Annotated in this window: 21 protein-coding genes; 8 read left to right on the forward strand and 13 right to left on the reverse strand. The window is 66.0% G+C overall.

Annotation, left to right across the window (positions count from 1 at the left end):
* Positions 1-148 precede the first annotated feature (148 nt).
* The 5 genes from QF047_RS19500 to QF047_RS19520 all read right to left on the reverse strand — a co-directional run bounded on the left by QF047_RS19500 (position 149) and on the right by QF047_RS19520 (position 8,522).
* On the reverse strand, positions 149-2,656 hold the full coding sequence (locus tag QF047_RS19500; RefSeq protein ID WP_307280473.1) for an FAD-dependent oxidoreductase: 2,508 nt from the start codon (positions 2,654-2,656) through the stop codon (positions 149-151).
* A gap of 39 nt (positions 2,657-2,695) precedes the next feature.
* The gene (gene purU, locus QF047_RS19505) at positions 2,696-3,625 is read right to left on the reverse strand and encodes a formyltetrahydrofolate deformylase (protein ID WP_307280476.1); all 930 of its coding nucleotides are present in this window, start codon (positions 3,623-3,625) and stop codon (positions 2,696-2,698) included.
* 3 nt (positions 3,626-3,628) lie between these two features.
* Positions 3,629-5,545 carry a BCCT family transporter gene (locus QF047_RS19510; protein ID WP_307280479.1) on the reverse strand — a complete coding sequence of 639 codons (1,917 nt, stop codon included), beginning with the start codon at positions 5,543-5,545 and terminating at the stop codon, positions 3,629-3,631.
* A 260-nt stretch (positions 5,546-5,805) separates the two neighbouring features.
* Complete coding sequence (locus QF047_RS19515; RefSeq protein ID WP_307280484.1) at positions 5,806-7,221, reverse strand: ferredoxin reductase; 1,416 nt, start codon at positions 7,219-7,221, stop codon at positions 5,806-5,808.
* The gene (locus QF047_RS19520) at positions 7,218-8,522 is read right to left on the reverse strand and encodes an aromatic ring-hydroxylating dioxygenase subunit alpha (RefSeq protein ID WP_307280486.1); all 1,305 of its coding nucleotides are present in this window, start codon (positions 8,520-8,522) and stop codon (positions 7,218-7,220) included. The genes QF047_RS19515 and QF047_RS19520 overlap by 4 nt, the downstream gene beginning before the upstream one ends.
* Before the next feature lie 159 nt (positions 8,523-8,681).
* Here QF047_RS19520 and QF047_RS19525 point away from each other — a divergent pair, with 159 nt between their 5' ends.
* Positions 8,682-9,614 (forward strand): LysR family transcriptional regulator, encoded by a 933-nt coding sequence (locus QF047_RS19525; RefSeq protein WP_306637528.1) that lies wholly within the window; start codon positions 8,682-8,684, stop codon positions 9,612-9,614.
* 10 nt (positions 9,615-9,624) lie between these two features.
* Here QF047_RS19525 and QF047_RS19530 read toward each other — a convergent pair whose 3' ends face one another.
* The 4 genes from QF047_RS19530 to QF047_RS19545 all read right to left on the reverse strand — a co-directional run bounded on the left by QF047_RS19530 (position 9,625) and on the right by QF047_RS19545 (position 15,331).
* Positions 9,625-11,388, reverse strand: coding sequence for a biotin carboxylase N-terminal domain-containing protein (locus QF047_RS19530; protein ID WP_307280491.1), 1,764 nt, complete (start codon positions 11,386-11,388; stop codon positions 9,625-9,627).
* Between the two features lie 7 nt (positions 11,389-11,395).
* Positions 11,396-13,108 carry a carboxyltransferase domain-containing protein gene (locus QF047_RS19535; protein ID WP_307280493.1) on the reverse strand — a complete coding sequence of 571 codons (1,713 nt, stop codon included), beginning with the start codon at positions 13,106-13,108 and terminating at the stop codon, positions 11,396-11,398.
* 19 nt (positions 13,109-13,127) lie between these two features.
* Positions 13,128-14,480 (reverse strand): MFS transporter, encoded by a 1,353-nt coding sequence (locus QF047_RS19540; RefSeq protein ID WP_306637522.1) that lies wholly within the window; start codon positions 14,478-14,480, stop codon positions 13,128-13,130.
* 92 nt (positions 14,481-14,572) lie between these two features.
* The gene (locus QF047_RS19545; protein ID WP_307280498.1) at positions 14,573-15,331 is read right to left on the reverse strand and encodes a LamB/YcsF family protein; all 759 of its coding nucleotides are present in this window, start codon (positions 15,329-15,331) and stop codon (positions 14,573-14,575) included.
* Between the two features lie 107 nt (positions 15,332-15,438).
* Between QF047_RS19545 and QF047_RS19550 the strand changes: the two genes are divergently transcribed.
* Positions 15,439-16,128, forward strand: a complete 690-nt coding sequence (locus tag QF047_RS19550) for a GntR family transcriptional regulator (protein WP_307280499.1) — start codon at positions 15,439-15,441, stop codon at positions 16,126-16,128.
* Positions 16,129-16,164: 36 nt separating this feature from the next.
* Positions 16,165-17,328, forward strand: coding sequence for an MFS transporter (locus QF047_RS19555; protein WP_307280502.1), 1,164 nt, complete (start codon positions 16,165-16,167; stop codon positions 17,326-17,328).
* On the opposite strand, the gene QF047_RS19560 is transcribed toward QF047_RS19555, so the two are convergent.
* Both QF047_RS19560 and QF047_RS19565 read right to left on the reverse strand, forming a co-directional pair.
* Positions 17,325-18,134, reverse strand: coding sequence for an IclR family transcriptional regulator (locus QF047_RS19560; RefSeq protein ID WP_307280505.1), 810 nt, complete (start codon positions 18,132-18,134; stop codon positions 17,325-17,327). The genes QF047_RS19555 and QF047_RS19560 overlap by 4 nt on opposite strands.
* 131 nt (positions 18,135-18,265) lie before the next feature.
* A complete protein-coding gene (locus QF047_RS19565; protein ID WP_307282089.1) occupies positions 18,266-19,492 on the reverse strand; it encodes a response regulator transcription factor family protein in 1,227 nt (408 codons plus the stop codon).
* A gap of 188 nt (positions 19,493-19,680) precedes the next feature.
* On the opposite strand from QF047_RS19565, the gene hxlB reads away from it, so the two are divergent.
* The 3 genes from hxlB (at position 19,681) to QF047_RS19580 (ending at position 21,296) form a co-directional block, all read left to right on the forward strand.
* Entirely contained in the window at positions 19,681-20,298 is a 618-nt protein-coding gene (gene hxlB / locus QF047_RS19570; RefSeq protein ID WP_307280507.1) for a 6-phospho-3-hexuloisomerase, read from the forward strand.
* A 58-nt stretch (positions 20,299-20,356) separates the two neighbouring features.
* Positions 20,357-20,980: a 3-hexulose-6-phosphate synthase gene (hxlA, locus tag QF047_RS19575; RefSeq protein WP_307280510.1), complete on the forward strand. Its 624-nt coding sequence runs from the start codon at positions 20,357-20,359 to the stop codon at positions 20,978-20,980.
* Positions 20,981-21,161: 181 nt separating this feature from the next.
* Positions 21,162-21,296: a hypothetical protein gene (locus QF047_RS19580; protein WP_307280513.1), complete on the forward strand. Its 135-nt coding sequence runs from the start codon at positions 21,162-21,164 to the stop codon at positions 21,294-21,296.
* A 26-nt stretch (positions 21,297-21,322) separates the two neighbouring features.
* Here the strand turns inward: QF047_RS19580 and QF047_RS19585 are convergent, their stop codons facing one another.
* Both QF047_RS19585 and QF047_RS19590 read right to left on the reverse strand, forming a co-directional pair.
* On the reverse strand, positions 21,323-22,528 hold the full coding sequence (locus tag QF047_RS19585) for an MFS transporter (protein ID WP_307280516.1): 1,206 nt from the start codon (positions 22,526-22,528) through the stop codon (positions 21,323-21,325).
* Between the two features lie 46 nt (positions 22,529-22,574).
* Positions 22,575-23,246 carry a GntR family transcriptional regulator gene (locus QF047_RS19590; protein ID WP_306637508.1) on the reverse strand — a complete coding sequence of 224 codons (672 nt, stop codon included), beginning with the start codon at positions 23,244-23,246 and terminating at the stop codon, positions 22,575-22,577.
* Positions 23,247-23,400: 154 nt separating this feature from the next.
* Here QF047_RS19590 and glyA point away from each other — a divergent pair, with 154 nt between their 5' ends.
* Entirely contained in the window at positions 23,401-24,756 is a 1,356-nt protein-coding gene (glyA, locus tag QF047_RS19595; RefSeq protein ID WP_307280521.1) for a serine hydroxymethyltransferase, read from the forward strand.
* Entirely contained in the window at positions 24,753-25,973 is a 1,221-nt protein-coding gene (locus QF047_RS19600) for a sarcosine oxidase subunit beta family protein (RefSeq protein WP_142042534.1), read from the forward strand. Before glyA ends, QF047_RS19600 begins: the two co-directional genes overlap by 4 nt.
* Positions 25,974-25,986 lie beyond the last annotated feature (13 nt).

The following is a 25,986-nucleotide window of genomic DNA, read 5'->3' on the forward strand; positions in this document are numbered from 1 at the left end:
TTCGCTCCCCAGCCTCAACCACCGGGTTTCGACAAGCTCAACCACCGGTTCGGGACGGGCTCAACCACCGGGGTTTCGACAGGCTCAACCACCGGGGTTTCGAGAAGCTCGACCACCGGTTCGGGGCGGGCTCAGCCACCGGGTTAGGTTAGCCGCGGAGGCGCTCCATGCCCGGGTCGAAGAGGGGTTCAGGCGTGACGGTGGCGGCGATGCGCTTCCCGAAGTACTCCACCTCAACCGAGTCGCCCTCGGTCACCGAAGCCGGCAGCCAGGCGTAGGCGATCGGCTTGCGCACCGAGTAGCCGTAGGCAGCGCTCGTAACGTACCCGGCGGCTGAGCCGTTCACGTACACCGGTTCCTTGCCCAGCACGAGGGACGTGCCGTCGTCGACCGTCAGGCACCGCAGCGCACGCGTGGCCGGCTGCTCCTTGCGGGCCGCCAGGGCCTCAGCACCCACGAAGCCCGTCTTGTCCTTGGCCACGGAGAAGCCCAGGCCGGACTCGTACGGGTGGTGCTCCGACGTCATGTCTGTGCCCCACAGCCGGTAGCCCTTCTCAAGGCGCATGCTGTTGAACGCGCCACGGCCGGCGGCGATGATGCCGTGCTCCCGGCCGGCCTCGAACAATAGGTCCCACAGCTTCAGGCCGTACTCGGCGGTGGTGTAGAGCTCCCAGCCGAGCTCGCCCACGTAGGAGAGCCGCATGGCCGTGACCGGGATGCCGCCCACGGAGATTTCCTTGGTCCGGAAGTACTTCAGGCCGTCGTTGGTCAGGTCGTCGGAGCTGACCTTGCCGATCACCTCGCGGGCCAGCGGCCCCCACAGCCCGATGCAGCAAGTGCTGCCGGTGATGTCCGAAACATGCACCCACTGAGAGGGATCGGCGGCGGACTGCTTCCGCGCCTCCACCCGCAGGTAATCGAAGTCCACGTTGCTGTTGACGCCCAGCTGGAAGTCTTCCTCCGCCAGCCGTGCGACAGTCACATCACTGCGAATGCCGCCGTCGTGCTCCAGCAGCAGGCAGTACGTCACGGCACCCGGCTTCTTGGCAATGTTGCCCGTGCTGAGCCGGTGCAGTAGCGCCTGCGCGCCCGGGCCCACCACGGAGAGCCTCTTCAGTGGCGTCATGTCGAAAAGTCCGACGGCGGTACGCGTCTTCCACGCCTCGGCCGCCGAGATGGGGGACGAGAACATGGCTGACCACTCGTCACGCTCCGGCGTTTGCCATTCCTCCGGCAGCTGCTCGAGCAGGCCGCGGTTGGCCTCGAACCAGTGCGGCCGCTCCCAGCCGGCTGACTCCAGGAAGAACGCCCCCAGCTCCTTCTGCCGGACGTTGAACGGGCTGACGCGCAGGTCCCGCGGGGATTCCCTGGGCTGCAGCGGGTGCATGACGTCGTAAATTTCCACGAAGTTCTGCTGGGACGTCTCGCTGACGTACGCGTCGGACGTCTGTACCTTCTCGAAGCGGGTCAGCTCGCAGCCGTGCAGGTCCGTGCGGGACCGGCCTTCCACCAGCAGCTCCGCCATTGCCTTGGCCACGCCGGCTGAGTGCGTGACCCAGACGGCTTCGGCCACGAACAGGCCTTCGAGGTCGGGCGCCTCGCCCATGAGCGGGCCGCCGTCGGGGGTGAAGGAGAAAATGCCGTTGAACCCGTCCTCGATCGCGGAGTTGCGCAGCGCCGGCAGCAGGTCCTGGCTGTCCTCCCAAGCGGGCAGGAAGTCTTCCAGGGTGAAATCCAGGCGGGAGGGCATGCGGTGGTCCGACATTTCCTCTGCGGAAACCTTTGGCAGGGCGGACATATCCACCGGCATGGGACGGTGGGCGTAGCTTCCGATACCGATGCGGTCTCCCCATTCGCGGTAGTACAGGTCCTTGTCCTGGTAGCGCAGGATGGGCTTGCTCGCACCCTTGGGAAGCTCGTTGACGCCCTCAAGTTCGGGCAGCGGGGTGCTGACGGCGTACTGGTGGCCCAGCGGCAGCAGCGGGACTTCCAGGCCCACCATCTTGCCGAGTTCACGGCCCCAGAAACCTGCGCATGACACCACGATGTCCGCCGGGATCAGCCCGTTATCGGTTTCGACACCGGTCACCTTGCCGTCCTCCTGGGCGATGCCGGTCACCGTAGTAGAGCCGAGGAAGGTTACGCCACGCTCGCTGGAGCGCTCGATCAGCAGCTGCACGGCGCGGGCGGCCAGGGCCAGGCCGTCGGTGGGGATGAGCAGGCCGCCCAGGACTTCGCGGCCGCCGGTGAGCTTGCCGGTGTTCAGGAGGGGGTAGATCTTTTCGCATTCGTCGGCATCGACGATCCGGCTTTCGACGCCCCAGGAGGTCATCACGCCCATCTTGCGCGTGAGGTCGGCCAGGCGCTCGGGGGTGGTTGCCAGTTCCAGGCCGCCCACCTGGTTGAAGCAGGACTGGCCGTCCTTGCTCAGTGCCAGCAGCTTGTTAATCGTGTAGGTGGCGAATTCGGTCATGGTCCGTGACGGGTTGTTCTGGAACACCAGGCCCGGCGCGTGCGACGTGGAGCCGCCGGCAAGTTCCAGCGGGCCCTGTTCCACCACCGTGATGTTGGTCCAGCCGCGGGTGGCGAGTTCGTCGGCAAGGTTCGTTCCGACAATGCCGGCGCCGATAATGACAACGCGTGGTGATGCACTCATGGGTGTTGTTTCTCCTGTTTTGCGTGGCGGGCGTTGGCGTTAGCGGAAGACGACGGTGCGGGTGTTGTTGAGCAGCACCCGGTGCTGGGAGTGCCACTTGACTGCCCGGGACAGCGCCTGGGATTCGGCGTCCCTGCCTACCGTGACCAGTGCGTTCGGGTCCAGGCTGTGGTCCACCCGGAACACTTCCTGCTCGATGATCGGGCCTTCGTCCAGGTCTGCGGTGACGTAGTGCGCCGTGGCTCCGATGAGCTTCACGCCGCGGTCATAGGCCTGGTGGTACGGCTTGGCACCCTTGAAGCCTGGCAGGAACGAATGGTGGATGTTGATGGCCCGGCCGCGGAGGCTGGCGCATAGGTCATTGGACAGGACCTGCATGTAGCGGGCCAGGACCACGAGGTCGGCGTTGTACTCCTCCACCAGTTCCAGCAGGCGCGCTTCAGCTTCGGGCTTGGTAGCGGCCGTTACCGGGACGTGGATGAAGGGCAGCCCCGCGGCCTCCGCCATGGGGCGAAGGTCCTCGTGGTTGGACACCACGACGGCGATCTCCGCACCCAGGCTGCCGGCGCGCCAGCGGAAAATGAGGTCGTTGAGGCAGTGGCCGAACTTTGAAACCATCACCAGCAGGCGCTGGGGGCGGCCGTCGTGGATGGCGAATTCCATGCCGAACTCATCGGCGACGGCGGCGAACTCCGCGCTGAGGCCTTCCGCGGAAACTTCCTTGTCTCCCGGAGTGAAGGCCGTGCGCAGGTAGAGCTTGCCGCTGATGTGGTCATCGAACTGCTGGTGTTCAACAATGTCGAAGCCGCGGTCAGCGAGGAATGCGGTGATGGCCCGGACGATTCCGGGGCGCTCCGGGCACGCAAGCGTAAGGACGTACTGTGCGGTGTCGGTACCGCGGACGCCGGCAACGTCGCCGGCCTCCACCGTCACGTTACCGGTGGGGCGGCCTTCGAGGACTGCGGTCATGGTCTACTCCTGGTTCTTTACGAGGGCTTGGGTGTCAGCGGGGGAAGCCGGGCAGCGGCCGTCGTCCGGACAGCGCTGATCACATTGATGCTTGGTAACGAGATCGAACTGGACGCCGCCGTGCTGGTCCACGCCGCTTCGAATAGCGCGCTCCACTACGGAGTCCGCGAGCCGGCGCCGGAGGGACAGCGGGTCACGGCGCAGGTCCTTGACCAGGGCGAAGCACAGCAGCAGCATGACCAGCACGAACGGCAGGGCCGCCACGATGGTGATCCGCTGCAGGCCGGAAAGCGCCTCCGACGGTTCATCGCCACCGGCCAGCATCATCACGGCGGCTACTGCGCCGGTGAGCAGGCCCCAGAAGATGACCAGGCCGCGCTTCGGGTCGGAGGACCCGTTGGAGCTCAGGGACGCCATGATGATCGAGGCGGAGTCGGCTCCGGTGATGAAGAAGATGGCCACCAGCACCATGGCCAGGACCACAACGGCTGCGGTGAGCCAGGCAGGCATGGACATGTTGCGGACCAGGTCAAACAGTGCGCCGTCGAAGTCGATGGACGGCGACCCGCTGGCCATGGACACGAGGCCGGGAGTACCCGCCTTGTCCGCTTCCTGCTGGACGTGGAACGCCGTGCCGCCGAAGATGCCGAACCAGATGACGCTGACGATGCTGGGGACCAGCAGGACGCCGGTCACGAACTGGCGGATGGTGCGGCCGCGGCTGATGCGGGCGATGAACATGCCCACGAACGGCGTCCAGGAAACCCACCAGGCCCAGTAGAAGATGGTCCAACCGGACATCCAAGTGCGCAGCGCCTCGTCCCCCACCGCTTCGGTCCGCGAGGACATCTCGGCCAGGTCCCTGACGTAGTCGCCTACTGCGGCGGGAATGAGGTTGAGGATGAACAGGGTGGGCCCGGCGATGAAGACGATGAGCGCCAGGACCACGGCCAGGACCATGTTGATGTTGGACAGCCACTGGATGCCGCGGCTGATGCCGGAGACGGCCGAGGCCACGAAGCAGGCCGTCAGGACGGCAACGATGGCCACCAGGATGGGGGTGCCGACTTCACCGATCCACCCGTTGGACGTCAGGCCGCTGCCGATCTGAAGTGCGCCCAGGCCCAATGAAGCGGCGGTACCGAAAAGGGTGGCGAAGATCGCCAGGATGTTGATGAACTTGCCTACCGGCCCTTCCACCGTCCTGATGCCGAACAGCGACGTGAACGCTGCGGAGATCAACTGGCGGCGGCCCAGCCGGTAGGTGCCGTAGGCCATGGCAATTCCGACGACGGCGTACATCGCCCAGGGGTGCAGGGTCCAGTGGAAGATGGAGGTTGCCATGGCGGTCTGGATGGCCGCGGGTGTCCGCCCGTCCACCGTTCCGGGTGGCGGAGAGATGTAGTGGTAGAGCGGCTCGGCCACACCGTAGAACATCAGGCCGATGCCCATGCCGGCCGCAAACATCATGGCGATCCATGAAATGGTCCGGAACTCGGGCTTTTCACCGTCCTTGCCGAGGGGAATGTTGCCCCATTTGCCCAGGGCCAGCCAGAGGACAAAGACAACGAACAAGGAGGCCAGGACCATAAAGAGCCAGCCGGTGTATTCCATCACCCAGTCGAGGGCGGCTGTTGAGCTGGCGGCCAGGCTGTCCCGGCCAAGGAAGCCCCAGGCCACAAAGGCCAGGGCGAGGACACCGGTGATGCCGAAGGTGGCCTTGTCGAGGGTGAGCTTGCGGTTCCGCCGTTGTGCCACAGCCTGTTCGGCCTTGGTCTGGCGGAGTTCCTGCATGATTTGTTCGGTGTCCTCCGCGTCGTGTGAGTCGTGGGAGGAAGGAGAGTTCTCCGGTGCAGGAAGGAGTTCCTCCAGCTCAAGGGGGGTTTGGGCATCCGTGCGGATGTCGCTGTTCAAAGCCATGTCAAGTGTCCTTTGGTTTGAATTCATGCGCTGACGCTGTACTCCGGCGTCCCCAAGCCGGGCGGAAGATCGGGGCTTCCTGGCATTCAATAATCAAAATCAGCTTTGCTTCCATCGTGGCGTTTGTTCCGTAACGATCAACACATCTCGCAATAAGCAACAGAGTGGCCCGGACCACACTTCCGTGTCAAGGTTTTCTGAAGTCTTCAGCCCTATTTCAGGGATTCCGGCTGCGCCTTGACATTGGGCGGGAACAGGGGCTAGGCATCGATAACCAGGTCCGTCTGCGCCGTGGAGCAGCAGGGCAGGAACTTGCCCGCAGAGATTTCCCGCGCCCGGATCCCGCCCTGGTGGTTCATCTCGATCTCCCCTGAAAGCTTGACGACCTTGCAGGAGCCGCACATGCCTTCCTTGCAGTTCGCGCCAATCCTGACGCCCGCACGCTGGGCCACCTCGAGGATGCGCTCCGTGGGGTCGATCCGCACATTGATGCCGGTACGCATGAAGGACATGGTGAGGCTGCCTGTCCCCACCGTGCCGAAGCTCGAGGCGTCAGGGGAACCGGCTTCCGGCTCCATGCCCGGGCTGTCGACGGCGGGGTCGGAGCGGGGTGCCTCCGGGTCGCTGATTTCCAGCGGCAGCCCCGAGGCCTGCAGAGTCCCGTCGGCGTCGTAGCCAGGCTCGTAGAGCCCGAACGCGGCGGGCTGGCTTTCAAAATAGTCCTCGGCAGAGTCGGCGATCTCCTCGGCGATCTCCTCCGCGACGTCGGCTGCAAACGCCACCTCCGCCTGGTATTCAAGGAGCGTCTGGCGGTCTCCCGAGAAGAACTCCATGTATATGGAAGTGTCATCAACGCCGACCTTTTGGAGGAGCTCGGTGGCGGTATTCAGGTAACCCTCGGGACCACACGCGTACACCTGGCGGCCGTTGGCATCGGGGGCCACCTCCTCGAGCATGGCCGCCGTCAGCCTTCCGCTGAGCCCTTCCCACCCCTCCGGTACGCTGCGGTCGCCCAGGGAGTAGTAGACCTTGACGCGCGAGTCCACGGAGGCGATGTAGGCCAGTTCCCGGTGGAAGGCAAAGCCCCCGGCATCCGAGCCGTGGTAGAGCACCACAACATCGGCGTGTCCGGGCAGGGAGTGGATGGTCCGCACCATGGACATGATGGGAGTGATGCCTGCGCCGGCAGCAAGCAGGAGATACCGTGCCCGCCGGTCGGCATCGGGCAGGTGGAATGCTCCCACCGGTCCCAGCATCTCAAGAACCGTGCCGGGTTTGACGTTCTCGTGCACCCAGGGCGAGACCAGTCCCGTGGGATCGCACTTGACGGTAATGCTGAAGGTCCACGGCTCGGTGGGCGAACTGGACAGCGAGTAGCTTCGGTCCACGGGTTCCTGGTCCTCGCCATTCACGGGAAATGCGACGTTCACGTACTGGCCGGCTCGGAATGCCAGGGGCGCACCGTCGCACCGGCGGAACACGAAGGTCATCATGGCGCCGGCCTCGGGAACGGTCTCGACGCATTCGGCCATGAACTCCTGCGGATGCCAGGGGCCCAATGCACGCGCTGCCCGGGCGGGTGTCTCGGGGCTTCCCATCACCCTGTTCCACGGCATCTCAAGACCGCGAATACGCTGTGGTTCCTGGATTGCCGTTTCAGTGAGGAGTTCAATCATGCCAAGTGCTCCTGCACGCGCTGCACGTACCAGTTGATGAATGCTTCGACCTGGTATTCGCTCTTCATGTAGGGACCGGGCTCGTAGGCCGGGCTGCCGGCACCCTGCTGGCACAGCTCCACGAACGCCTTGTCCTGCAGGTTCGTTTGCTTCCAGGTGTAGGTGAGCTTCTCCAGGTCGTAGTCGACGCCTTCCACGGCGTCGTCAGCCACCAGCCAAGTGGTGCGTACGAGGCTCTGGTGTTCGTTGATGGGGAAGACACCGAACGTGATGACGTGGTCGCCGAGGAAATGGAACCAGCTGTTGGGCTGCAGGTGCATCGAGCAGCGGCCAAGGCGGAAGTCGGGCAAATCACCCAGCAGCTTCTTGGAAAGCCTCCGGCCGTCCGCGGAGAACGATTCTCCGTCTCCATCGAGTGATTCCCGTGAGATACGGATTCCCGCGATGCGCGTGTCAAGCTGCTCGACCACCTCGTAGGGAAGGCCGTAGCGGCGGCAACGCTCCTCGAGGGAGGACTGGGCCTCCTTGTTCCGGTCCCACACTTCCTGAAGATGGGGCGGGATCAGGCCCTCCGTCAGGCCCCAAGTGGGGAAGAGGGAGCAGGCGAGCTCGGGGTGGCCGTCGCAGTGGTAGCACTCACGGTTGTTCTCCATGACGAGCTTCCAGTTGCCCTCTTCGATGATGTTCTGCTGGTAGGCAATTTTTGTCTTCGAGAGCTCGTGGGGCGCCAGGTAGGGCTCAAAGATCTTTGCCGTTTCGTCGAAGTCCGTCGGCGCATCATCGGCAATGCAGACGAAGATGAGTCCGGCGACCTCGCGGCCATGGGCGCGCTTGAGGCCGAAGCAGCTCTTGTCGAACTTCGTTTCCCCCGGCGCGGAGGCATGGATCAAATTGCCCTCCGGGGAGTAGGTCCAGGAGTGGTAGCCGCAGACCAGGTTTCCGGTTGAGCCGGCAGCTTCGGTGAGAACGCGGGCGCCGCGGTGGCGGCATACGTTGTGCAGGACGTTCACGGCACCGTCGTCGTTGCGCAGCACAATCAGGGAGTAGGGCCCGTAGTCGACGGTGACGTAGTCGCCCGGCTCCGGCAGTTCGGCCGTGCTGGCGGCAAAGATCCAGTGCTGGCCGAAAATGGCCTCCATGTCGATGTTGAAGATGGAGCGATCCGTGTAGAAGGGGGCATCGAGGGAGTAGCCGGCGCGACGGAACTCAAACAACGCGGCAATTTCTGCCAGCTGCTCGGCAGGCAAGGATGCAGCGAGTTTTCCGCGTGAATTGAGGGGCACGTTCACTGAAGCAGTCATGGGTTTCCTCCCGGGAGGCATGGGTAGTGGGTGTTGCGGTGGCCATGGCTGCGCGCGGGTGCTAACGGCATGGTCGAAGTACTTGTAATGATGAGATTAGGGTCACAGGAGCTGCAACAAAAGCGCAAGATTTTGAAGATAACCATGCACAATAGATGCATGATCGATCCACGGCTCATAACACTTCGGGTGTTTGCCCGGTGCGGCACTATTGGCGCAACCGCGGAGCTCACCGGTTATTCTCCCTCCGCCGTCTCCGCGCAATTGCGGGAGCTCCAGCGTGTGCTTGGAATGCAGCTGCTGACGAAGGACGGCCGGGGTGTGCGGCTGACCGCCACGGGCCGCTTTCTCGTGGCGGGCTCGGATCCCCTCATTGCCCAGTGGGAGAGCCTTCGCGCCGCGGCCATGGAGGCCGGCGACCAGGTGCAGCCCCACTTTGGCCTCGGCGGATTCTCCTCTGCAGCCGCCCACTTGCTTGCGCCGCTGGCGGCCACCCTGCGCTCAACACGCCCCCTGCTGGAGGTGCAGGTTCTTGAGGCTGATCCGGCCCGCTGCTTCGACTTGTTGATTGCGGAACGAATCGACCTTGCAGTCATTGTCGCCATGCAGTCCGACAGTTATGGTGAGGACGATCCGCGCTTCGAGCAGAGAGTCCTGCTCGACGATCCGCTGGACGTCATCATTCCCGGTGACCATCCGCTGGCATCACGGGAAACAGCGACGCTTGAAGAACTGGCATCGGAACCCTGGATCACGGAGTCCGCAGGTTCCACCTACCATTCCCTCTTCACTGCGGCGTTCACGGCAGTCGGGGTGACACCGCGGATTGCCCATGAAGCCGTTGAGTGGGAAACCCACATCGCGTTCGTGGGTGCGGGGCTGGGCGTCGGGCTGCTGCCCCGGCTGGCGCCTTTGCATGGTGCCGAAAACGTGGTTCGGCTACGCATCACCGGTAAGGCGAAACCCACGCGCCGCATTGTCGCCGCGGTCCGCAGGGGCAGCATCGCCTCACCGCTGATCCAGGAGTCGCTCGGGATCCTTCAGGCCAACGCCAACCGGATCCTCACCAGCCGGCTCGAAGAGGATCTCTGAGCGCTGGTATCTAAGTCCTGATGGTCGCCAGTACGGCGCCGGCATTCACCACGCCGCCGGCTTCCGCCCGGATATCCGTGACGGTCCCGTCCCGATGGGCTGCTACCTGGGTTTCCATCTTCATGGCTTCAAGGACGACGACGGGGTCCCCCGCCGCCACTTTGGCGCCCGGTTCCACCAGCCACTTCACCACGGTCCCCGCCATGTCGGCGCGCAGCTCGGCGGGGTCAACAGCGCGGGCGGCAGCGCCGTCGTCGGGCCCTTCCTCCACAGAAGCGCCTTGAGGAAAGCTTCCGCCTGAGCGCGCCCAGCCATCCAGCAGGGCGGCAGGAAGGCCGACGGCGAGGCGCCGGCCATCAACGTCAACGGTGATGGTGCGCCGCGCACCGTCCGGCGCGGAGGTGGCAAAACCGGGATCCGCCGCGATGGCATCGGCGAAGTCTGTCTCGATCCACCGGGTGTGGATGGCGAGCGCTGTCTCTGACGTGAAGTCCGGGGCTTGGACCACGGCTCGGTGGAACGGCAGGACAGTGGCCACGCCGGTGATCTCCATTTCCGCCAGGGCGCGGCGGGCCCTCCGCAGCGCCTGCTGCCGGTCGGCGCCGGTGACGATCAGTTTGGCCAGCAGGGAATCGAACTGCGGCGCCACAATGGAACCGGCGCGCACCCCCGAATCCAGCCTCACTCCCGGACCGGTGGGGCCGCTGAAGGTGGCGATGGTTCCGGGCGAGGGCAGGAAACCCCGGCCCACGTCCTCGGCATTGAGCCGGAACTCAAAGGAGTGTCCGCGAGGCTCAGGATCAGAGGCGAAGCGCAGGGGCTCGCCGGCGGCAATCCGGAGCTGTTCCTGGACCAGGTCCACGCCGGTAGTCTCCTCCGTGATGGGGTGCTCCACCTGCAGGCGTGTGTTCACCTCAAGGAACGCGACCGTCCCGTCCGCGGCCACCAGGAACTCCACCGTCCCGGCACCGGAGTAGGCCGCTTCCCGGCACACGGCCTTGGCTGCATCGTAGATTTGCCGCGTCTGCTCGTCGGTCAGGAAGGGTGCGGGTGCCTCTTCCACCAGTTTCTGGTGCCGGCGCTGCAGGGAGCAATCGCGCGTTCCCACCACCACCACGTTGCCGTGAAGGTCCGCCAGGACTTGTGCCTCCACGTGCCGGGGCCGGTCCAGGTACCGTTCCACGAAGCATTCGCCGCGGCCGAAGGCCACCACCGCCTCCCGGACCGCCGAGTCGAAGGCTTCCTCAATCTGGTCCATTTCACGGACCACTTTCAGCCCGCGCCCGCCGCCGCCGAAGGCCGCCTTGATGGCAACCGGCAGGCCGTGCTCTTCGGCGAAGAGCCGTGCTTCGGCGGCCGAGGCCACCGGCCCGTCGCTGCCCGCAACCAGCGGGGCGCCCGCCCGGACAGCTATCTCCCGCGCCGTGATCTTGTTGCCCAGCAGCCGGATGGCTTCGGGTGAAGGCCCGATCCACGTCAGGCCGGCATCCAGGACAGCCTGGGCAAAGTCGGCGTTCTCGGACAGGAACCCGTATCCCGGGTGCACCGCGTCCGCTCCGGACTCCGCGGCAACGCGCAGCAGCCTGGGGATGTCCAGATAGGTTTCTGACGGGGCGTTGCCATCCAGGCTGTAGGCCTCGGAAGCCGCGCCGACGTGCAGGGCATCGGCGTCCACGTCCGCGTACACCGCCACGGACTCCAGGCCCGCGTCCTCGCAGGCACGGGCGATGCGGACGGCAATTTCTCCGCGGTTGGCAATCAGGACCTTGCGCATATGCTGCTCACTTTGTCTGGGTAGCGTCGGGGGAAGTCTGGGAGGAATTGGCGGGCAGTGTGTAACCGGGAGCCCAGCGGAACCTGATACGTCCGCCGATGGGGACCTGCGCGGCGAGGTCCAGCTGGTGGTCAACCACCACGGCCGCAACAGGGTAGCCGCCGGTAATGGGGTGGTCCGCAAGGAACAGGACCGGCTGCCCCTCGGGCGGGATCTGAAGGGCTCCGGCCACGGTCCCCTCGCTGGCCAGCTCTCCGTTGCGGCTCCTTTTCAGGCCCTTCCCGTCAAGCCGCATCCCCACCCGGTTGGATCGTGGAGTCACCGTCCAGTCCTGGCTGCAGAGCGATTCCAACGCGGCAGCGTCGAACCAGTCGTCCCGCGGTCCCGGCACAATGTCCAGGACGGTCACACCGTTGTCCGGAAAGTCCGGCTGCACCTCAGGGTTGCCGACCACATTCGAGGAGGTGGCCTTGCCTGCGCGGATGAACCCGCCCGCCGCCAGGGGTGCGGGGCCGATACCGGACATGGTGTCGGTGGAACGGCTTCCCAGGACGGGTTCCGTGTCCACTCCGCCGCGGACGGCAAGGTAGGTGCGGAATCCACGTTCGGGCGCCCCGAGCATCAGGACCTCGCCGTCGAGCAGGGCAAACGCCGTGGCCATCTGCGCGTGGCGCTCTTGCCAGGACCAGTCGCCGCGGTCCCCGGCCGTGTTGCCCTCGGCAGTGTTGTCCTGGGCAGTGGCGGTGCCGTGAACCTCCGACGGCGGAGCAATGGTCAGTGCCACCGGGGCGCCTGTCACGGTCAGCACCTGGTCCCCCACCGCCTGCACGCGCAGCCCGCCGGCCACGGTTTCCACGACGGCGGCCGATGGCTGGTTGCCCACAATCCGGTTCGCGCGGCGCAGGGAGGAACGGTCCAGCGCCCCCGCCACAGACACTCCCAGCCCGCCGTGGCCGTGACGGCCCAGGTCCTGGATCAGGCTCTGGAGTCCGGGCGACAGTATCCGCAGGCCCGACTGAACGCCGGCATTTGTAACGTTTTCAGCCGGGGAAGCGGGGTCCGTAACCTCCACCAGCTCCCGCACTGCCCGGAACTGCACCCTGTCCCCCGGGGCTGCCAAGGCCGGCTGTTCGCGCCCGAGGTCCCACATCCGTGCGGCGGTGCGCCCAATCAGCTGCCAGCCGCCCGGCGACTGCCGCGGATACACGGCTGAGTAGTTGCCGGCAAGCGCCACCGATCCTGCGGGGACGGCGGTCCGCGGTGAACTCCGGCGCGGGACTTCCAACGACTCGTTCTCCCCCACCATGTAGCCAAAGCCAGGCGCGAAGCCGCCGAAGGCTACGGTCCAGACCTGCCCGGTGTGAGCTGCCACAACACCCTCAACCCCCAGCCCCGTCAGCCGGCCCACTTCAGCGAGGTCCTCGCCGTCGTACACCGTGTCGATCTGCACCAGTTTGCCTTCCGCCTGCGCCTGGACAGCCAAATCGAGTTCAGGCAACCGGGCTGCGATGCGCCGCGCGGACTGGGGCGAATCAGCCTTGACCAGCACTGTTTCCGCGGCTGCCAGGACATCCACCTGGCCGGGGAACGGGTGCTCCAGGAGGAGGGCCTGCAGGGCCAGCACGTCGTGGAGCCCCGCGAGTTCCGCGAGCACCGCCATGGTGCCTACGGGGCGGACGGCGAGCACGCGGGCGGCTGTGGGGTTGCTGACTGTTTCCATGGGGATCTGGCCGCGCCGCTCAGGCGTGGCTCTCCCGGGCGCTGCCGTCCTGGAGCAGTCGGACGTCTTCTTCCGGCTGCGGGTCGCGGCCCAGGCGCATGCCCACAATGGTCACCACAGCGGTCAGCGCGATGTAGCCGGCGATCAGGTACCAGCCGCCGGATGCCGCGCCGTAGAGGGCGGTGAAGATCAGCGGAGCCACAGCGCCGCCCACCACCCCGGCAAGGGTGTAGGCCAGGGAACTGCCGGCGTAGCGTAGCCGCGCCGGGAACTGTTCGGTGATGAAGGCTGCCTGCGGGCCGTACATAAAGGCGTGCAGGGCCAGTCCGATCACCACGCCGACGGTCAGCATCACTACGGACTTGCCCGCGATCATCAGGAAGAACAGCGGAATGTAGAGGGCGGTGGCGGCGGCAGTAATGCCGTACACCCAGCGGCGGTTGAAGCGGTCGGTAAGGGCGCCGGCGGCCGGGATCAGGAAGAGCTGGAAGGCGGATCCGATCAGGATTGCCGCCAGCACATTACCCGTGGTCATTCCCAATTCCTTGGTGGCATAGACGGCGACGAACACGGTGAACAGCGCGTACAGGACGTCGGGGCAGAGGCGGGAGAGGGCAGCGGAAACCAGGGCCCTGGGCTCGGTGGTGAAGACTTCCTTGATGGGTGCCTTGGGACGGTCGCCGTGGGCCTGGATGGCTTTGAAGACCGGGGTTTCCTCGAGCTTGAGGCGGATAATCAGGCCGAAGACCACCAGCAGGGCGGAGGCGAGGAAGGCCACCCGCCAGCCCCAGGAAAGGAACGCCTCGGAGCTGAGTGAGGCGGCCAGGATGGCCAGGACGCCGTTGGCCATCAGGTTGCCGGCCGGCGGGCCGATCTGCGCCGCGGAGGACCAGAAGCCGCGCTTGTTGGGGTCGCCGAATTCGCTGGACAGCAGCACCGCACCGCCCCATTCGCCGCCGACGCCGATGCCTTGGGCCAGGCGCAGCAGCACCAGGATGACCGGGGCCGCGACGCCGATCACCGAGTAGTCGGGCAGCGCACCGATGAGGACGGTGGCGAGTCCAATCAGCACCAGGGTGAACACGAGGACGTACTTGCGGCCCACTTTGTCGCCGAGGCGGCCGAAGACCACGCCGCCGATGGGGCGGGCAAGGTATCCCACCGCGAAGGCGGAGAAGGAGAGCAGCAGCCCCACGAATTCGTCATTCGAGGGGAAGAAGATCTTGGGGAACACCAGCGCCGAGGCCACGGAGTAGATGGCGAAGTCGTAGTATTCGAGCGATGTGCCGGTGAGGCTGGCGATGTAGGCCTTCAGCGCGCCGGCCGGCGGCTTCCTTGCCGTGGTCCTGGCTGCCTTGTTGGTGCCGGTCATGTTTCCTCCGGGGGGATGAGGGGTGGTGCGGGGGGCCTGCGTGCGGCCGGGATGGGAGTGGTGCGGGGGCCTGGATGCGGCCGGGACTGGGTTCAGAGGAACGAACCGATGCTGACACCGGCGCCCTCGAGAGCGGACTTCACTGCGGTGGCCATGGCTACGGCCCCCGGTGAGTCACCATGCACGCAGATGCTTTCTGCGCGGATCTTCAGGATGGATCCGTCAATGGCCCGAACGGAGCCTTCCGTGGCCATCCTTAATACATGTTCCGCCACTTCGGCGGGGTCGTGAAGGACCGCTGTGGGCTGTGAACGGGAGACGAGTGTTCCATCAGGGTTGTACGCCCGGTCCGCAAAAGCTTCGCTGACCGCGCGCAGGCCCGCTTCCTCCGTAAGCCGCAGGACCTCGGACCCGGGCAGGCCCAGGATGGGCAACCCCGGATCAACCGATTTCACAGCGTCGACCACGGCCTGCGCCTGGGCAGTGTGGGTGACGATCGCGTTGTAGAGGCCCCCGTGCGGCTTGACGTACTGGACCCGGGCTCCCTCCGCGGATGCGAGGGCCTGCAGTGCACCGATCTGGTAGACGACGTCGTCGGCCAGTTCCAAAGGGCTGACATCCAGGAAGCGGCGGCCAAAACCTGCCAGGTCCCGGTAGCCCACATGGGCGCCGATGACGACGCCGGCGGCCGCCGCGTTCCGGCAGGTCCTGCGGATGACGGTGGGATCCCCGGCGTGGAATCCACACGCCACGTTCGCGCTCGAAACCGAACCGAACATCGCCTCGTCATCGCCAAGGGTCCAGCGCCCGAAGGATTCGCCCACGTCGCTGTTGAGGTCGATGGTTGTCATTTGTGATTCCCGTCTCATTGATGGCTTCCTACTAGGATGCACTAAAAGTGCGAATTGTTCAACGATCCTTCGATTCAACGATGTGGCGATCAGGTAAATTTTGAAGTATGACCTCTTCGAGCCCCGCTGTCCGGCCCGCTCCAGGCCGCCTCCGGGTGGCAGTACCTTCCGTGGCCGAGCGGGTGGCAGATGAATTGCGGCGGCAGCTCGCGGAGGGGTCACTGCTGCCGGGGACACGGCTTACCGAGTCCACCATCGCTGAGGACCTGGGGGTTTCCCGCAACACCGTCCGTGAAGCCTTCGCCGAACTTGCCAGCGAGCGGCTGGTGGTCCGCCTCCCCAACCGCGGCGTCTTTGTGGCCAACCTCGACGCAGGGGACATCCACGACGTCTATACGGTCCGCCGCGCCATCGAGGTCAGCGCTATCCGCGGCGGAGGGAGCACCGGGGACATAGCTGCGGTCCGGGAAGCCGTGGAGGAAGGCAAGCGCGCCGCTGCGGCCGGTGACGACGAGGCACTGGGCACCGCAAACCAACATTTCCACGGCGCCATCGTCGCGATGGCCAGGAGTCCGCGGCTGAACAGCATCATGAGCCAGGTGCTGGCGGAAATGCGCCTGTTCTTTCATAAGGCGACTATGGATGCGGATTTTTACCGCCACTACCTGCCGGATAACGAGGCGATCTGCGCGGCCCTGGAGTCCGGGGAACTGGACCAGGCTGCCACCCTGCTGCTGGCGTATCTGGACCGCTCGGAGGACAACCTCAGTGATGTGCACGGTGCCGATGCAGGGTGAGCCCATGACCTTTCATCAACGGCAAGGTATGGAGGGATGAGCGTCCTTGGATACCTTGCGGCTTCCGTGCCGCCGCGGCTGGCGATGGCCGGTTCTTCGGTTGCCATCCCCATCCTCGCCGTCCAGGAACTGAACGACGTCGGCATCGGCGGTGCCCTGGTGGCCGTCTCACTTGGACCCAGCGTTGTTGCCGCGCCCATCGTGGGTGCGGCCCTGGACCGCTCCCGCCGGCCCGGGGTCCTCGTGGCGGTGGCGGGCTTCCTGACCGCGGCCGCCCTCGCAACGGCGTCCTTCCTCGGCCAGGTCCCGCTCCCCCTGGTTTTTGCGTTCCTGGCGGTTGCCGGAGCACTCTCGCCCTTTTACATGGGCGGGCTCTCCAGCTTCGTGGCGGACGAGATCCCGGACCAGCGGCGCGCCTTCGCGTACGACGCACTCTCCTACAACATCTCCGCCGTTGCGGGGCCGGCGCTCGTCGCTGTTATGGCCACCTTCCTGCCCGGCGGCGCCGCACTGTGGGTGCTGTCCGCCGCCGCGCTCGCCGGCGCCATCAGCGCGGCCGCCACGGGCCTGAAAGCCCGCGGCCGCATCAGCGGCTCGGTCTGGCAAACCGTCAAGTCCGGCCTGCACCGCATCCTCAGCCACAGGCCCCTCGCCGTGGTGACGGGAGCATCCACCCTGAGCCAGCTCGGCCAGGGCGGGCTCGCGGTCGCCGCCGTCGCGCTCTCCATCGAACGGATCGGGACGCCCGGCGAAGGGGCACTCCTGGTGACCGCCTTCGCCGTCGGCAGCCTCATTGGCGCCCTGTATGAGACCATCCGGCCCACCCGCGCCCGCCCGCACGCGGTCATGATGCTGGGATTCATGGCCACCGGGCTGCTGACTATCGGCGCCGCGTTCAATTTCGGTACAGCATGGACAATGGCAGCCATCGGGCTCTCCGGGTTGTTCACCGCCCCCACGTCTGCGGCCATGCTCTTCCTCCGCAGCCACCTGAGCCCGCCGCACCTCCGGTCCCAGATCTTCACGGTGGGTGCGGGATTCCGGGCAACGGCGTCCGCTGCCGGAGCAGGGCTCGCCGCCTCCGCAACCGGCTTCGGCGGAGGCCTGGCCGTGGCAGGGATAGGCGTCATCTGGGTGGTTTCGGCCGCATTGATGGCCGGGTATCCGGCCGGCGCATCGTCAGCCTCAACCGGTAACTAGCGCCGGGTGTAGCCCATCTTTGCGCTGACCTGCAGTCCCGCCTGCTTGAGGCCTTCGATGAGTCCCGGCGCGGTCTCAGGATCAAAGCGGAAGGCAGGGCCGGAAATACTGATTGACCCGATCACTGCGCCCAGGTGGTTGTAGACCGGAACAGCGACGGCAGTCAGCCCGATCTCGAACTCCTCCCGCACCACGCCGTAACCGTCGCGGGCGACGTCGAGCAGCTGGTTTTCGAGTTCCTTCCGGTCGGTGATGGTCCGCGGAGTCCGCGGCGGCAGGCCGGTCTCCTTCAGGATGCGCTCACGCTCCTCGACGGACAGCGCTGCAAGCAGGACCTTCCCGCTTGAGGTGGCGTGCAGTGGCGTCAGATTGCCCACCCAGTCATAGGTGGCCAGGGTGGAGGGCCCCATCGCCTGGTCCACGTTGACGGCGTAGTTGGAGCGGAGGACGGCAAGGTTCACCGTTTCCTTGAATTCCTCCGAGAGTGTCTCGAGCACGGGCCGGGCCTCCCGGACCAGGCTGAGCCGGCCGGGGATGGAGCTGGCCAGCCGCAGGATGCCAAAGCCCAGCTGGTACTTTCCGCGCTCGCTGTTCTGGTGCACCATCTCCCTGCCCACCAATGAACCGAGCAGCCGGGAGACCGTGGATTTGTGGATGCCCATCTCCTCGGCGATATCACTGACACCTGCGTGACCGTCCCGCGCCAGGATCTCCAGGACCGCAAGGGCCCGGTCCACGGACTGCACGCCGCCGTGCTGGCCCGCCTCCGCGTCTGCGTCGGGTTCGCGGTCAGTGTTCGAAGCCATGATCCATACTCTCAGTAGGTTGCGGCTCACGCTCCCGCAACGAGGGCGCCTACAGCGCCCTCCCGGTTACTTCCACAGTGTCGATCCTAGACCGGGAAGTGTGACCGAGCTGACATTGCGCGTTAAGCGCGTTAACGCAGGCCGTTGCTGTGCGCCAGCGCCATGGCTTCCGTGCGGGAGGAGGCGCCGATCTTCCGGTAGAGGTTGCGGAGGTGGAACTTCACGGTGTTCTCGCTGATGTGGAGTTTCGCGGCGATGCCCCGGTTCCGTTGCCCCGCGGCCAGCAGTTGCAACACTTCCAGTTCCCGCTCCCCCAGGTTCCAGTCCGCCGCACCGGCAAGCGGCCGGGCCGGGGGATCGAGCGGAATAACGACGGCGACATCGGCACCCCAGCCGGGCATCACGTCCACACCCATGCTTCCGTTGAGGGCTTCGACTCGCTGCACGAGACGTTCCACCGCCGGCGCCTGCGCGGAAAGTTCACCCGGCCCGTCGTCGCGCACGTTGATGAGGAGGTTGACGCCGTCGCAATCCCACTGCGTCCGGACCCGGCGGACGCCCTGCTGGTCCACCATCGCCAGCACCAGCCCGCGCACGATGGCCCTTGCGGCGTGCGCCACCTCGCCGGGAAGCGCGCGGCCGTTGACCGGCGGCTCGATGAACTGAACATCAATCCCGCTGAAGTTCATCAGTGGGCGCAGGTCCTCGCGGAGGCGCTGGAAGGCGGAGGCAACAGGCTCCTCGACGAGGTCGGTGGTGCGGTCGCTGAGGGTTCGAAGGCCCACCAGGGCTTTGGCAGCGACGTCGGTTGCGGCTGTGCGGGCGGCAGAATCGGCCAGTGCCGGCGACCTGAGCGCCGCGAGCAGGGTTTCGAGGGTGGTGGAGTGCTGGTCCACGAGTTCGGCGGTGACGCGCAGGCGTTCCGCCGAGGCGGCGCGGGATTCAATCAGGTACGACGGCGGCGCATCAGCCACCTTTTCGCGGATCCGCTCGGCTGCCAGCGCCCAGAGGTAGTGGAGGAGCCACTGCGGATCTTCCCGGGCATCCGCGCCGGCGGCGGAGCCTGGAGCGGGTGCCGGGTCTGAGAGGACCAGCAGCGCATTGCTGGCCGAAGTCACAGCGAGGACGGGGCGCATGCCGCCTCCAAACGCCGCTTGGCCGCGCCGGGTCCCGCCGTCCCCCTCGGCGATAAGCGAGGCCCGGATGGCATCCAGTTCCGCGATGGACACCCGGCTGATGATGGCCTCAGCACCCGCCTTCTTCTGCGGGCGGCCGGTGCAGTCCTCGGTGAAAATTACCAGGGCAGTCGACTCCCAGTATGGACTTATGGCCTCCCGCAGCCGGTGGGCGATGTCCATCAAGGGAGCAGTGGCCAGGGCGGCGACGGCTTCAAGCAAGGCTGTATTGATGTGTTCCACCTGCCCAGTGTAGGGGCCCGGCAGGGAACACCTACCCCTTTGGGTAGCAAAGACCGCCCGATCATAGCGTTGGACCCGCCGGATGGGCAGCCGAGTATTGAAGGGTCACCACGTCCGAGGAGGTACGCATGAGCACCATAGCAACAACAAACCCGGCCGCCCTGACCGGTTCACCGTTGACCGGCACATCCCGGGCCTTCGACCGCAACCGGGTCCTGGTCCTGGACGAAATCGGGGAGGTCTTCCAGCGCGTCGACCCGGCAGAGGTGGCTGCCCTGGTGACCGAGCTGAGGCTCGCCGGCAGGATCTTTGTTACCGGCGCCGGTCGCAGCGGCCTGGTCCTGAAGATGGCGGCGATGCGGCTGATGCACCTTGGACTGACCGTGCATGTGGTCGGCGAGACCACATCACCTGCCATCCGGGCCGGCGACCTGCTGCTCGCAGCGTCCGGCTCCGGCACCACGGCGGGCGTGGTCAAGGCGGCGGAAACCGCCGTCGCCCGAGGCGCCCGCGTTGCCGCCTACACCACCGCCAAAGGATCCCCGCTCGCGGAGGCGGCTGCCGCCGTCGTGCTGATCCCTGCTGCCCAGAAGACGGACCACGGTTCGGCGGTGACCCGACAGTACTCGGGGAGCCTCTTCGAACAGGTGCTCTTCGCCACCACCGAGGCCGTATTCCAAAGCCTGTGGGACGAGGACGCGGCCGCGGCCGAGGACCTCTGGCAGCGCCACGCGAACCTCGAATAGGTTTCCCCCTCCCCCAACAAGCCTCCTCAACAACTCGTCAACCCGAAAGAGATAGAACATGAAACTGCAAGTCGCCATGGATGTCCTCACCGTCGAAGCTGCACTTGAGCTGGCCGGCAAAGTCGCCGAGTATGTGGACATCATCGAACTCGGCACGCCCCTGGTGAAGAACGCCGGGCTGTCCGCCGTCACGGCCGTCAAAACCGCCCACCCGGACAAGATCGTGTTTGCCGACATGAAGACCATGGACGCCGGTGAGCTGGAAGCCGAGATCGCCTTCGCCGCCGGCGCGGACCTGGTCTCCGTCCTGGGCAGCGCCGACGACTCCACCATCGCCGGGGCCGTGAAGGCGGCCAAGGCCCACAACAAGGGCATCGTGGTGGACCTGATTGGCGTGGCGGACAAGGTGACCCGCGCCAAAGAAGCCCGCGCGCTGGGGGCCAAGTTCATCGAGTTCCACGCGGGCCTGGACGAGCAGGCCAAGCCCGGCTACAACCTGGACGTGCTGCTGGCCGCCGGCGAAGAGGCCCGGGTGCCGTTCTCCGTGGCCGGCGGCGTGAACCTTTCCACCATCGAAGCCGTGCAGCGGGCAGGTGCTGACGTGGCCGTCGTCGGCGGTTCCATCTACAGCGCCGACGACCCCGCCGTCGCTGCCAAGGAACTGAAGGCCGCGATCATCTAGTAGCGGAGCCGCCCGGTGGTTGAACCTGTCCCTTCCGGTGATTGAGCCTGTCGAAATCTAAGCCTGTCGGCATCATGACGACGGTCCCCACCTTCCGGTGGGGGCCGCCGTTTGCGTGTTGGCCCCTACTCGAACGAACGGATGGTAATGCCTGAGAAAGTTGCCGGACCGCCGTCGGGCCATGGGCGAACTGCTGCTGAGCAAGACCGGGCTGACCACGCGGGTGGCCTTCCACCGTCCGGATCAGGACGAAGGCACGGGCCTGACCGGATTGCTGCCTCTGCACCACCGTTTTGGCGTGCTCATGATGGAATGAAGCGCAGCGGGATGGACGGCGCTATGTCAGGCTGAGTCAGCAATCACCCGGTCCCTCCCTGCCAGCAAGCCCGTCACGGCGAGACCCGCCATGACGCCCGCGGTCGCCAGGAGCGGAACTGTCCAGCCTCCGCTTAGATCGCGAAGCCCACCAAACGCCACCGGTCCCACAGCAGCCAGGCCGTAGCCGACTGACTGCGCCATACCGGACAGTGACGCCGCTTGCGGGTAGTTCACGGTCCGTAGGCTGAACAGCGACAGCGCGATCACAATCAGGCCGCCGCACCCGGTTGCCCCAAGAAGGACCCACACCAATATGAGGTCCGGCGCAAGTGCAAGCCCGAGAAAGGTCACCACCATGACGGCGCCGCTCGCGAAGGACACGAGCCGCTGGTCCGAACCCCTGTGAAGGATTCCCCCCGCGGCAAGGCTGGCGAAGACGCTGATCAGCAGGAAAACGGACAAATGGATGCCGGCAGTGGTGGCCGGGACACCCCGGCTTTGTTCGATGGTGGGCAGCCAGGCCATCAGGACATAGAAGGCGATCGACTGCAGTCCCATGAAGATGGTCACCTGCCAGCCCAAGGCTGAAGCCCAAGGCGACCGGTAGGAGACCTCCGGCTTGGCGGCGTGCACCGCACCTGAGGCGTGCCGGCGCAGCCACGGCAGGAGCACCGCCATGGCGATGAGGGCCAGTCCCACCCAGATACCGAGCGCAAGCCGCCATCCAGCGGGCGATGTTTGCGCGACAGGTACGACGACGGCGGCCCCCATGGCGGCGAAAGCGGCCTGCGTGGCGGTGTAGGTTCCGGTGACCTGACTGACCCTCATCGGAAAGTCCCTCTTGACGAGGGACGGGACCAGGACATTGAGGAACGCGATAGCCAAGCCGATCAGGGCCGTGCCCGCCCAGATGAGCCCGGGCGCAGGCAAGGAGCGGATCACGATGCCCGAGGCCAGGATCAGCAGGGACATCCACAGCGCGCGGTCGAGGCCCAGACGGGAGGCGAAGCCGGGCGCCAGGGGTGAGAATACTGCGAAAGCAATGAGTGGAAGGCCTGTCAGGAATCCTGCCGCAGCACTGGACAGGCCAAGGTCGGCGCTGATGTTCGTGAGTACCGGTCCAACGCTGACAAAGGACACCCGAAGGTTGACCGCTATGAGCAGAAGGCCGATAAAGGCCAAGCCAAATCTGACAGTGCGGTCTTGTGAGCTCCGGGTGGCAGCGGGCATCGTGCGTTATTCCATCCTTTGAGAGTGCGAGAGCGTCCCGGGGAAGCTACAGAATCTTCCGGATGGTGTCCTCGAAGCTTGTGACGTGGTGCAAGGCCAGTTCCCCTGCCTTGTCCGCGTCGCCGGCGGCCACCGCTTTGAGCAGGTCCACATGCTCGGTGATGTGGCCTGTCACCGAGGGGACCTTGTCCAGCACCACGCACCAGATCCGGGTGGCAAGGTTGTCGTAGCGGATCAGAGTGTCTTCCAGGTGCGGATTGGCTGCCGCCTTGTAAATGAGCCGGTGCACCATCAGGTCATAGCGCATCAGGTCCCGCGAATCCCCTGCCCCGGGATCAATCCCGGCGATGGCATCAGCCACCTGCAGCAGTTCCCGGCGCATGCTTTCGCTTGCCCTGTCCGCCGCGCGCCGTGCTGCGAGGGGCTCCAATAGCTCCCGGATCTCGGAAACATCGGCCAGCTCCGTAAAGTCCACCGTCGTGGCAAAAGTCCCGCGGCGGGGATACGAAACCACCAGGTGGTCCACCTCAAGCCGCTTGATCGCTTCACGTACGGGAGTACGGCCAAATCCGAGCTCGGCCGCCAGCTGGCCGTCGTTGATAGGCTCCCCCGGGCGGATTTCCAGCATGATCAGCTTGTCGCGCAACTGCCGGTAGGCGGCCTCTGCCTGCGACGGCGCTTCCTCCTCCGCAGGGGTCAGGGCAAGAAGTGCATTCAAGGCAACGCTCCGTTCTTCGATACCCGCTGGATTCGAAACGGTAGCTTTACGCCGCTTTCGGTCCAGCTATTGACTCTGCTGTGATCGCAATCATACCATTGACCTCACACTGATATATCAGTCAACGAACAAGTGGTATTTCAAAGGAGCACCCGTGGTTGAGCAGTTGAACGAGCGACTTTCCGTAGTCGATCCCGAGGTCCAGCAGGCAATCGCCCATGAACTGGTGCGCCAGCAGTCCACCCTGGAAATGATCGCCTCTGAGAATTTCGCTCCGTCCGCCGTTATGGAGGCGCAGGGTTCGGTCCTCACCAACAAGTACGCCGAGGGCTACCCGGGCAAGCGCTACTACGGCGGCTGCGAGCACGTTGACGTGGTGGAGCAACTGGCCATCGACCGCGTGAAGGCATTGTTCGGCGCGGAGTTCGCCAACGTCCAGCCGCACTCCGGCGCCCAGGCCAACGCCGCCGCCATGTTCGCCCTGCTGAACCCGGGCGACACCATCATGGGCCTGAGCCTGGCCCACGGCGGACACCTGACGCACGGCATGAAGATCAACTTTTCCGGCAAGCTCTACAACGTGGTCCCCTACCACGTGAGCGAATCGGACCTGCGGATCGATATGGCCGAGGTGGAAGCACTGGCCCTCGAACACCGTCCGAAGTTGATCGTGGCCGGCTGGTCCGCGTACTCCCGCCAGCTGGACTTCGCCGAGTTCCGCCGCATCGCGGACCTGGTGGGCGCCTACCTGATGGTGGACATGGCGCACTTTGCCGGACTCGTGGCCGCAGGGCTGCACCCCAACCCGGTTCCCTACGCGGACGTTGTCACCACCACCACGCACAAAACCCTTGGCGGACCGCGCGGCGGCGTCATCCTTGCCAAGGAGCAGTACGGCAAGAAGATCAACAGCGCAGTCTTCCCCGGCCAGCAGGGCGGCCCGCTGGAGCACGTCATCGCCGCCAAGGCCGTAGCCTTCAAGCTCGCCGGCAGCCCCGAATTCAAGGAACGCCAGGAACGCGTCCTGCAGGGATCCAAGCTCCTCGCCGAACGGCTCCTCCGCGACGACGTAGCCGCGGCAGGAATCTCCGTGGTCAACGGCGGTACCGACGTCCACCTGGTCCTCGTGGACCTCCGCAACTCTGAGCTGGACGGGCAGCAGGCCGAAGACGCCCTGCACCGGATCGGCATCACCGTGAACCGCAACGCCGTCCCCTTCGACCCCCGCCCGCCGATGGTCTCCTCCGGCCTCCGGATCGGCACCCCCGCCCTCGCCACCCGCGGCTTCGGCGCCACGGAATTCGCTGAGGTTGCGGACATCATCGCGACGGCGCTCATCGCCGCTGCCGGCACCGGCACCAACGGCACCGGCACCTTGGATGACAGCACCGCCGTCGAACTCCGCGGCCGCGTCACTGCCCTGGCCGGGCAGTTTCCCCTTTACCCCCACCTGAACGACGGCACCGAAGCTGCCGCCCTCGAAGCAGACCTGATCGGAGCAGCCCAGTGAGTGCAGACCTCCTCCCCGAGCACCCGGACTTCCTCTGGCGCAACCCGGAGCCCAAGTCCTCCTACGACGCCGTGATCGTGGGCGGTGGCGGGCACGGCCTGGCCACGGCCTACTTCCTGGCGAAGAACCACGGCATGACCAACATCGCCGTGCTGGAAAAGGGCTGGCTGGCCGGCGGCAACATGGCCCGGAACACCACCATCATCCGTTCCAACTACCTCTGGGACGAGAGCGCGGCCATCTACGAGCACGCCCTCAAGCTCTGGGAGATCCTGCCGGAGGAGCTCGAGTACGACTTCCTCTTCAGCCAGCGCGGCGTGATGAACCTCGCCCACACGCTGGGGGACGTCCGCGAGAGCATGCGCCGCGTGGGAGCCAACAAGCTCAACGGCGTAGACGCTGAATGGCTTGACCCCAAGCAGGTCAAGGAACTCTGCCCCATCCTGAACATCAGCGACAATATCCGCTACCCCGTCATGGGCGCCACGTACCAGCCCCGCGCCGGCATCGCCAAGCACGACCACGTGGCCTGGGCCTTCGCCCGCAAGTGCGACGAGCTGGGCGTGGACATCATCCAGAACTGCGAAGTCACCGGCTTCGTCAAGGACGGCAACCGCGTGGTGGGCGTCAAGACCAACCGCGGCACCATCAACACCGAAAAGGTGGGCCTCGCCGCCGCCGGCCACAGCTCCGTCCTGGCCGAAATGGCCGGCTTCCGGCTCCCCATCCAGTCCCACCCGCTGCAGGCGCTGGTCTCCGAACTCCACGAACCCGTCCACCCCACGGTGGTGATGTCCAACCACGTGCACGTGTACGTCTCCCAGGCCCACAAGGGCGAACTGGTGATGGGCGCCGGCGTGGACTCCTACAACGGCTATGGCCAGCGCGGGTCCTTCCACGTGATCGAGCACCAGATGGCCGCCGCCGTCGAGCTCTTCCCCATCTTCGCCCGGGCGCACGTCCTCCGGACCTGGGGCGGCATCGTGGACACCACGCTGGACGCCTCGCCGATCGTGGGCAACACCCCGGTGGAGAACATGTTCGTGAACTGCGGCTGGGGCACCGGCGGCTTCAAGGCCACCCCCGCCGCGGGCATGACCTTCGCCCACAACATCGCCACTGGCTCCCCGCACCGGCTGAACAAGCCCTTCGCCCTGGAGCGCTTCGAGACCGGCGCTCTGATCGACGAGCACGGCGCAGCCGCCGTCGCCCACTAGCCGCCAGCGAACA

This window comes from Arthrobacter sp. W4I7 (genome assembly GCF_030816215.1).
In the GTDB taxonomy this organism is placed as follows: Bacteria; Actinomycetota; Actinomycetes; order Actinomycetales; family Micrococcaceae; genus Arthrobacter; species Arthrobacter siccitolerans_A.